Origin of the sequence: Caulobacter sp. (assembly GCF_049283275.1) — a bacterium.
Taxonomy (GTDB): Bacteria; Pseudomonadota; Alphaproteobacteria; order Caulobacterales; family Caulobacteraceae; genus Caulobacter.
The window spans coordinates 1-8,625 of the sequence record NZ_JBAPVS010000208.1; the positions used below are offsets into that span (position 1 = coordinate 1).

7 protein-coding genes and 1 pseudogene are annotated in these 8,625 nt (G+C 68.2%); 4 read left to right on the forward strand and 4 right to left on the reverse strand.

Going from position 1 to position 8,625, the window contains the following annotated elements; translation table 11 throughout:
• Positions 1-455: pseudogene (locus WAL33_RS11615) on the reverse strand (L-rhamnonate dehydratase); the annotation flags it as partial.
• A 232-nt stretch (positions 456-687) separates the two neighbouring features.
• On the opposite strand from WAL33_RS11615, the gene WAL33_RS11620 reads away from it, so the two are divergent.
• The 4 genes from WAL33_RS11620 to WAL33_RS11635 are packed head-to-tail and all read left to right on the forward strand — an operon-like array spanning position 688 to position 4,303.
• On the forward strand, positions 688-1,518 hold the full coding sequence (locus WAL33_RS11620; protein WP_422181557.1) for an IclR family transcriptional regulator: 831 nt from the start codon (positions 688-690) through the stop codon (positions 1,516-1,518).
• A 28-nt stretch (positions 1,519-1,546) separates the two neighbouring features.
• Positions 1,547-2,308, forward strand: coding sequence for an SDR family NAD(P)-dependent oxidoreductase (locus WAL33_RS11625; protein WP_422181559.1), 762 nt, complete (start codon positions 1,547-1,549; stop codon positions 2,306-2,308).
• A 4-nt stretch (positions 2,309-2,312) separates the two neighbouring features.
• On the forward strand, positions 2,313-3,455 hold the full coding sequence (gene lldD, locus WAL33_RS11630; protein ID WP_422181562.1) for an FMN-dependent L-lactate dehydrogenase LldD: 1,143 nt from the start codon (positions 2,313-2,315) through the stop codon (positions 3,453-3,455).
• A complete protein-coding gene (locus WAL33_RS11635; protein WP_422181564.1) occupies positions 3,452-4,303 on the forward strand; it encodes a rhamnogalacturonan acetylesterase in 852 nt (283 codons plus the stop codon). The genes lldD and WAL33_RS11635 overlap by 4 nt, the downstream gene beginning before the upstream one ends.
• 274 nt (positions 4,304-4,577) lie before the next feature.
• Here the strand turns inward: WAL33_RS11635 and WAL33_RS11640 are convergent, their stop codons facing one another.
• The 3 genes from WAL33_RS11640 to WAL33_RS11650 all read right to left on the reverse strand — a co-directional run bounded on the left by WAL33_RS11640 (position 4,578) and on the right by WAL33_RS11650 (position 8,298).
• Positions 4,578-4,907, reverse strand: coding sequence for a hypothetical protein (locus tag WAL33_RS11640; RefSeq protein WP_422181566.1), 330 nt, complete (start codon positions 4,905-4,907; stop codon positions 4,578-4,580).
• Positions 4,908-4,975: 68 nt separating this feature from the next.
• On the reverse strand, positions 4,976-6,322 hold the full coding sequence (locus WAL33_RS11645) for an oligogalacturonate lyase family protein (protein ID WP_422181568.1): 1,347 nt from the start codon (positions 6,320-6,322) through the stop codon (positions 4,976-4,978).
• A gap of 8 nt (positions 6,323-6,330) precedes the next feature.
• Positions 6,331-8,298: a rhamnogalacturonan lyase gene (locus WAL33_RS11650; RefSeq protein ID WP_422181570.1), complete on the reverse strand. Its 1,968-nt coding sequence runs from the start codon at positions 8,296-8,298 to the stop codon at positions 6,331-6,333.
• Positions 8,299-8,625 lie beyond the last annotated feature (327 nt).

An 8,625-nucleotide genomic window follows, 5' to 3' on the forward strand; every position in this document is an offset into this window, starting at 1 on the left:
ACCTTGCCGCCCAGCAGATGATAGACCGGCTCGCCGCGCAGCTTGCCCAGCAGGTCCCACAGCGCCAGGTCGACGCCGGACAGGGCGTTCACGACGAGGCCCTTGCGGCCGTAGTACTGGGTGGAGAAGTACATCTGGTCCCAGATCTTCTCGATCTCGGTGGGATCGCGGCCTTCCAGGAACCGCGCCAGGTGTTTCTCGACGATATAGGCGGCGGGCTCGCCGCCCGTGGTCACCGCGAAACCGATCGTGCCGTCGGCGGCCTCGATCTCGACGACCAGCGTGCCCAGCACATTGATGCCGAAGCTCTGGCGGCTCTGACGGTATTCCGGATAGCGCGACATCGGGGTGGCGATATGGTCGTCGATCCAGTGACCTTCGCCCTGATCGTGATAGTCGGCCCCGCCGCCGCGGACGACATAGGCGCGAACCGCCTTGATGAGGGGAAACGGCATGGGAAAAACCAGCTCCAGCCCGATACTTCCTGGAAGGAAGCGATCAACTTAAAGGAAGAGGAGGGCTTATCGTGAGGCAAAGGCCTTCGACATGCTTGGCGAAACCTTGAACGGCCGCGCCTACCTCCCCGAGACGTCCTATGACACGGTGGCGCGCCCTGACTTTCGGTGACCGGGTCGTCGCCTTCGTCGCTTGCGTTAGGTACCATATTATGAGAGAGAGTGCTACAAAATGAAACGTGACGCGTCAAGGGGAGCCTCCGCGGTGGCCAAGGATGACAGCTCCAGCGGAAAGGCGCCCAGCGGCAGCCAGACGCTGTTCCGGGGGCTGGACCTGCTGGACGTGGTCGCCGATTCCGGCACGATCGGTTTGCCCGCCCTGGCCCAGCGCCTGGGCCTGACCCGCAGCACCACCCACCGCCTGGCCACGGCCCTGGTCGAGCGCCGACTGCTGTCGCAGACCCCGCGCGAAGGCTACAGCCTGGGCTCGAAGTTGCTGGAGCTGGGCTATCTGGCCGGCCAGCAGATGGACCTGCCGCGCCTGGCCCGCCCGCACCTCGAGCGCCTGTGGGAAGAGCTGGAGGACACCGTCCACCTGGGCGTGATGGAAGACGACCGCGCCCACTATCTGGACAAGCTGACCGGCCGTCGCCGGATCAACATCAGCTCGCGCGTCGGCGACCGCCAGCCGATCCGCTCGACAGGCCTGGGCAAGGCCCTGGTGCTGGACGAGACCGAGGAGCGCTGGCGCGAGCTTTATCGCAAGGAAGGCCCGCGCTCGGCGCACGGTCCCGACGAGGAACAGTGGATCGCCTGGATGCGCGACTACGCCAAGCGCGGCGTGGCCTACGACCTTGAAGAGAACGAGGACCGCATCCGCTGCGTCGCCGCGCCGGTCCGCGGACCCAGCGGCGCGATTGTCGCGGCCATCAGCGTCTCGGGCGCGGCCCAGTACATGGACGACGCGCGCATGGCCGACCTGACCGAGACCGTCCGCCAGTGCGCCAACGCCATCGGCGTCGAGCTGGGTTGGAACGAGAAGAGGGCGCCCGCCAAGCGGTAGGCTGTCCATAGTGCAGAGTGGAGGAACGATGCTTCTGAAGGACAAGGTGGTGCTGGTGACCGGCGCCTCGGGCGGGATCGGCAAGGCGGCCGCCATCGGTTGCGCCCAGCACGGCGCCGATGTGGCGATCAACTACCATTCCGACGAAGCCGGCGCCGCCGACGCCGTCGCCCAGATCGAAGCCCTGGGCCGCCGCGCCATCGCCGTGAAGGGCGACGTGGCCGATGTCGCCACCGCCAAGGCCTTCGTCGAAGCGGCCGTCGCCGCGTTCGGCCGGGTCGACGTCTTCGTCAACAACGCCGGCATCTGCCCGTTCCACGCGTTCCTGGACATGCCGCCCGAGGTGATGGAGCGGACGATGAAGGTCAATCTGTTCGGCGCCTATTACATGGTGCAGGCGGCGGCCAACCAGATGGTCAAGCAGGGCGACGGCGGGGCGATCATCGCGGTCAGCTCGATCAGCGCCTTGGTCGGCGGCGGCATGCAGACCCACTACACCCCGACCAAGGCCGGCGTGCACAGCCTGATGCAATCGACCGCCATCGCGCTCGGCAAGTACGGCATCCGCTGCAACTCGGTGCTGCCGGGCACCATCGAGACGGCGATCAACAAGGACGACCTGGCCGACGTCGCCAAGCGCGAATACATGGCCGGCCGCATTCCGCTGGGCCGCCTGGGCGAGCCCGACGACCTGGCCGGGCCGATCGTCTTCCTGGCCTCGGACCTGGCCAAGTACGTGACCGGCGCGGCCTTGCTGGTCGACGGCGGCGCGTTCGTGAACCTGCAGTAGTCCCGTGATCGTCTCGTCCACCACGGACTTCCGCGAGGCGGCGCGACGCAAGCTGCCGCGCTTCCTGTTCGACTATATCGACGGCGGCGCCTACGCCGAGCGGACCTTACAACGTAACGTCTCGGACCTGGCCGACCTGTCGCTGCGCCAGCGGGTGCTGAAGGATGTCTCCCGGGTCGATCCGTCGACCACGCTGTTCGGCCACTACCAGGCCCTGCCGGTCGCCCTGGCCCCGGTGGGACTGACGGGCATGTACGCGCGGCGCGGCGAGTGTCAGGCGGCCAAGTCCGCGGCGGCCAAGGGCGTGCCGTTCTGCCTGTCGACCGTCTCGGTCTGCGACCTGGCCGAGGTGTCGAAGGCCAGCCCGACGCCGATCTGGTTCCAGCTCTATGTGCTGCGCGACCGGGCCTTCATGCGCGACCTGCTGGCCAAGGCGGCCGACGCCGGCGCCACGGCCCTGGTGTTCACCGTCGACATGCCCGTGCCCGGCGCCCGCTATCGCGACGCCCATTCGGGCATGAGCGGTCCCAACGCGGCCACGCGACGCCTGATGCAGGCGGTCTTCAAGCCCGCATGGGCCTGGGACGTCGGCGTCATGGGCCGCCCGCACACCCTGGGCAATGTCGCGCCGGTGCTGGGGCCCAATTCCGGCCTCGAGGACTTCATGGGCTGGCTGGGGGCCAATTTCGATCCCTCGATCCAGTGGAAGGACCTGGAGTGGATCCGCGACCAGTGGAAGGGTCCGCTGATCATCAAGGGCGTGCTCGATCCCGAGGACGCCAAGGCCGCCGCCGACATCGGCGCCGACGGCATCGTGGTCTCCAACCATGGCGGCCGGCAGCTGGACGGGGTGCTGTCCTCGGCCCGGGCCTTGCCCGCTATCGCCGAAGCCGTGGGCGACCGCCTGACCGTGCTGGCCGACGGCGGCGTGCGTTCGGGCCTGGACGTGGTGCGGATGCTGGCCCTCGGCGCCAAGGGCGTGCTGCTGGGCCGGGCCTGGGTCTACGCCCTGGCGGCGCGCGGCGGACCGGGCGTGAGTCAGCTCCTCGACCTGATCGAGAAGGAGATGCGCGTGGCCATGGCCCTGACCGGCGTCAACACGGTGGATCAGATAGACCGCTCCATCCTGGCCAAGGTGGATCGATGAGCCTGGCGGCGCTTGTCGCGGCCCTGGCGCTGGCTCAAGCCGCCCCTTCCGGAGCAGCACTGGGCGCGCCGTCGCCGGACCTGACCGCCGTCCCACCGCCGCCGCCCATGGAGGCGCCGGTCGCCCGCATCGTGATCGCCAGCGACTCCACCGCCGCCAACTACGGGCCTTCCGCCTATCCGCAGATGGGCTGGGGCATGGTGCTGAAGTGCTCGCTGGATCCCCGGGTCGAGGTGGTGAATCTGGCGCGCGGCGGCCGCTCGACCAAGACCTTCATCGAGGAGGGCCTGTGGACGGGCCTGCTGGCCAAGCTCCAGCCCGGCGACACGGTGCTGATCCAGTTCGGCCACAACGACGCCGACCGGGTGAAGATCGTCCGCTTCACCGATCCGCAGGGCGCCTATACCGACAACCTGACCCGCTTCGTCGCCGACGTGCGGGCGGCCGGCGGCCAGCCGGTGCTGATGACCCCGATCGCCAAGCACGTGTTTCTGGACGAACAGGTCCAGGAGGCCCACGGCGCCTATGCGCAGGCGGTCCGCGCCGTGGCCAAGGCCACCTCGACGCCGCTGATCGACCTGGACGCCGACATGATGGGCGCCCAGCAAGCGCGGGGCGAGGCGGGCTCGCGCGGCTTCTACCTAATCTACACCCCGCAGGACGGCGTCGCCCGCTATCCGCAGGGGATCAGCGACACCACCCACATCAATGAGGGCGGAGCGCGTCTGGCGGCCTCGCTGGTGGCCGCGCGTCTGGCGTTCCTGAAGCTGCCGGTCTCGGCCTATGTCCATCCGGCGTCGACCGGCGCGCAGCCGATCCTTGGCGGGCCGCGCTGCCTGGGGCGATAGGCTTTTCAGTTCCTTCATCCCGCCTTTTGTGGGGATGAGTGGAAGGGGAGCGGGCAAAAGAAAAGCGGAGCACCTGAGGTGCTCCGCCGGCCCGGATGGGGGAAGAACGGGCGAGTGCGTGTGTGGGGAGGAAAGGAACCGAGGTTCAAATTCCAACGGATGATTTTCCACAATATGGAACATCATCCGATATGATGAGAATGCTCGACGGCGCGGCGGGTGTCAAGCCACAGGTGGGAAAAGGTCCAAAGTGGCTTGGCCAATTTGGAGGGCGTCAGGCGCCGGTCGCATCCACCACGATGGCGACCGTCTTGCCTCGGGAGTGCGGATCCCAGCCCGCCGCGATGGCGGAGGCGATGGCTTTCGCCACGAGTTTCACATCGACGTGCGACGCCTTCAGCAGCGGCGCGCCGTAACGAGGCTCCGGCCCCGGCGGAAACTCCACCACGGCTTCGCGCTGCCCTTCCATGTGACGCACGGCGATCGCCATGCCGTGCCGCACCGGGGCGTCGCTGGACCACCCGGGCTGGCGATGAAGCCGCCAGACATAGGGCTCTCCATCGACTTCGATCTCAATCTCAGCGCTTTGCTTGGTTCGTGCCATTACGGGTGTTTAGCCCGGCGAGCGCGCCCAAGCCACCCCATGCCGGGAGGCCTGGGCGTCTCGATGATCTATTGGGCTTTCGCCACCTCGACCGCGTAGACGTGGTTGGCGCCGTGCATGTTGGAGCGGAACACGATCCACTTGGCGTCGGGCGTGAAGTTGACGTTGGGCTCCAGCCGATAGTCGTGGCCCTGCATGTTCACCAGCTTCTCGGTGTCCAGCACGCCCGGCTGGATCAGCGCCTCGGAGCCCGGGGCGTGGATGCCGGCGACGTCGGGAACGGTGCGCGGATGCATCAGGTACAGCCACTTGCCGTCGGGCGCGTGGGCGACCATCTCGCTGTCGCCGCCGTCGCCGGCGAACAGCTTGCCGTCCGGCGAGGTGTTGAAGTGCACCGACCAGGCGTTCCGGTCCAGGTGCAGCCACGTGCGCTTACCGGTGGCGACCTCGTAGCCGGCCACCCAGAAGTCCTCGCCGCGCGGCGTCTGCAGATCGTACCAGACGGTCTTGCCGTCGGCGCTGAACCACTCGTGGCCGGCGATCTCCATGTTCATGGTCCGGGTGTGGATCTTGACCGGCGCGGAGCCGGGCTTGTCGGTGCGGGTCAGCCACAGGCGGTCGACCTTGTGCCAGGGACCCTCGTGGCAGAACATCAGCAGGCCCGGGTCGGTCGGCGAGAACTGCAGGTGGTTCAGCCAGTCGGTGGCCTGGTGCACGACCTTGCGCTCGCCGGTGGCGGTGTTGATCGTGAAGATCTCCATCGGGATGCGGCTGTCGAGGCGTGCGTTCAGTTGCACCTCGCGGCCCTCGGCGTAGCTGAGCTCGCGACCGTCCGCGCCCTTCACATCGTCGGGATTGTGGGGCAGGGCGTCCATCATGTTGGGCGGGATCGGCACGTCGGTGCGATTGGCCACCCCGGCCAGCAGGGTCTCGTCGGCGTTGATGGTCTGGATGCCCACGCCCTTGGCCAGCTTGGCGACCTGACGGATCTTGCGGCTGACCGGATCAGCCGCCTCGACCAAGGCGGTCCCGTCCTCGACGGCGCGCTGGTAGTAGATCTGGCCGGTCTTGCGGCCGACGAACAACAGCCGGACCTTGCCCTCGACGACCGGCTTCAGGACGCGGCTCTTCAGGTCGAAGACCGAGATCCCGTCGGGCGTGCTGATCGCCAGGAAGCGGCCGTCAGGCGTGTAGCCGTTGTAGTTGAAATAGAGGCTGCCGCTGCCGGGCTTGTCGGACAGGCGGACGACGCGGTGGCCGGTGTCCTTGTCGATCCATTCGCGCGGGGCCTCGGGCAGGCCGGCCTTGGGCTGGGTGACCATGTCCTGGGCCAGGGCGGCTGGAAGGGCCAGGGGCGCGGCGGTCAGCAGCAGGCTGAGCGCGGCGGCGCGGAGAAGGGCGATCTTGGTGGTCATCGGCGGCCTCACTTGGTTCGGATGTCGGCGCGGGGCGGCGTCTTCATGCCCTCGCCGAGATAGAAGCTGGTGTGCGGGGGCTGGTTGTAGGCGGTGTTCTGCCAGGCGATCGACACGCGATACTGCGGATCGTGCATCAGCGTGACCAGTCGCCGCTGGGTGACGTAGGGCGTGGCGTAGATCCGCAGGGAGCGATTGTCCTCGGCCCGCCAGATGACCTCCTCGCGCCAGTCGCCCAGGATGTCGGCGGACAGGGCCGGGTTGGCCTTGGTGCCGTTGCTGGAGGCCATGCCCTCGGCGGTCAGCAGGGGTTTGGCCTCGCCGGTCTTCCAGTCCCACTTGCTGATCTGGTTCTTGTCCAGCAGCTCGCGCAGGTCGTCGCCGTCCCACCAGACCGCGAAGTTGGTCTGGCGCGGATGCTGGACCCCTTCGATCGGCTTGCCCTGGGCGGTGTAGAGCCGGTCGCTGTTGGTCCCCCAGGCCTCGGCGCCGGGGAAGCGCGGATCGATGTCGGCGGCCAGGCCCCGGCCGGTGTCCTTGTCGGTGGGCGTGCTCCACAGCACCTTGCCGGTGCGGGCGTCGAGCATGGCCGCGCCGATCCCGCCATTCCGGCCGGGACTTTCGTGCACGCCGAACTTCTCAAGCCCGGGATGGTTTGGGTCCAGGTCGGAGACGTGCATGGCGTCGCCATGGAACAGCTGGGCGCTCCACAGGCCCTTGCCGGTGTCGTCCACGACCATCGCGCCGTAGACGATCTCGTCGCGGCCATCGCCGTCGACGTCGGCGACGCTGAGCTGGTGGTTGCCCTGACCGCCGAACGCCGCGTTGCCGGGCGCGGCGCTGTCGAACAGCCAGCGCTGGGTCAGCTTGCCGTCGCGCCAGTCCCAGGCCGCCAGCGTGCTGCGGCCGTAATAGCCGCGAGCGAAGATCAGGCTGGGTCGCCGGCCGTCCAGATAGGCCGTTCCGGCCAGGAAACGATCGGAGCGATTGGCGTAGCCGTCGCCCCAGATCTGCGTCATCTGCGCGGTGGTCGGGGCGTCGGTGCGTGGATCGCGCGGGGGCGAGTAGGGCGCGCTGGCCAGGGCCTTGCCGGTCAGGCCGTCGAACACGGTCAGATATTCGGGACCCTTGAGGATGCGGCCCTGCACCTTGGCCACCTTGGTCCCGTCGGGCAGGACCGTGGCGCCGGTCTTGTCGCCCTGGGGCCGCTCGCCGCCGCTCTCGCGCCAGTCGATGTTCGGATCGCCCAGCACCTTGCCGGTCCCGTCCGTCGTGCCGTCGCTGGTGCGCATGGCCACCTCGGCCTTGCCGTCGCCGTCCAGGTCATAGACCTGGAACTGGGTGTAGTGGGCGCCGGCCCGGATGTTGCGGCCCAGGTCGATGCGCCACAACCGCTGACCATCCAGCGTATAGGCGTCGATATAGACCGGTCCGGTATAGCCGCCGAAGGCGTTGTCCTTGGAATTGGTCGGGTCCCACTTGAGGACGATCTCGTAGCGGCCGTCACCGTCCAGGTCGCCGACGCTGGCGTCGTTGGCGGTGTAGGAATAGGCCTCGCCGGCCGGCGTGACGCCATCGGCCGGCGGCTGGATCGGCAGGCTCAGATAGCCGTCGGCCCAGACCTTGGCGGGCTTGCCGGCGGAGGTCTCCTTGCCGCCGACCACGGCGCGGACGGCGTAGGTCGCGGTCAAGGCGCCGGTCTTGTCGACGAAGTCGGTGGGGCCCGTCAGGGGCGCGGCGTTCAGCCTTGTCCCGTCTCGATACAGGTTGAAGGCGGTCTTGGCCGGATCGTCGCCCAGCAACCGCCAGCTGACCAGCACGCCCCCGTCGATGGCCGGGACGGCGACCAGGCCCCGGTCGAGGGCCTCCATTTGACGGGGTATTGGCGCGCAGAGGGCCGATCCGGCCACGGACGACACCGCCGTCGCCCATAGCAGGGCGGCCGTCGCGACCCGGTTCTCACCACGCTTGCTCATGCGTCGAAATCCCTTTGGTTTCCCCGTTTTTCTGGCTCGCGACGGCCGTTCTTCGCGGCCTCTGGGTCCGGCGTAAGGGCCGTTCCGCGAGCGTCACGGCCAGCTTACACACGGAAACCCCGTTCTGTCTTCCCACAAATTGCGTTGACATCTCAATATGTGGAATTATTCATATTGTATGAGAAATGCGCCGCCGGGCGCTGCGAGCCGCTCGATCAAGGCGGCCGCGGAGTCGGTAAGGCGCCCGGGGGCTCCCGTCGGGAAGCCTTCGTCATTAGAGGGAGGGAACCCATGCTTGCATCCATTCGCGGCCGCCGCGCGGCCGTC

What these genes read in the sequence shown, in the direction of transcription:
- WAL33_RS11620 (WP_422181557.1), top strand. Translation starts at nt 688, where the DNA reads ATGAAACGTGACGCGTCAAGGGGAGCCTCCGCGGTGGCCAAGGATGAC.
- WAL33_RS11625 (WP_422181559.1), top strand. Translation starts at nt 1,547, where the DNA reads ATGCTTCTGAAGGACAAGGTGGTGCTGGTGACCGGCGCCTCGGGCGGG.
- WAL33_RS11635 (WP_422181564.1), top strand. Translation starts at nt 3,452, where the DNA reads ATGAGCCTGGCGGCGCTTGTCGCGGCCCTGGCGCTGGCTCAAGCCGCC.
- WAL33_RS11640 (WP_422181566.1), bottom strand. Translation starts at nt 4,907, where the DNA reads ATGGCACGAACCAAGCAAAGCGCTGAGATTGAGATCGAAGTCGATGGA.
- WAL33_RS11645 (WP_422181568.1), bottom strand. Translation starts at nt 6,322, where the DNA reads ATGACCACCAAGATCGCCCTTCTCCGCGCCGCCGCGCTCAGCCTGCTG.
- WAL33_RS11650 (WP_422181570.1), bottom strand. Translation starts at nt 8,298, where the DNA reads ATGAGCAAGCGTGGTGAGAACCGGGTCGCGACGGCCGCCCTGCTATGG.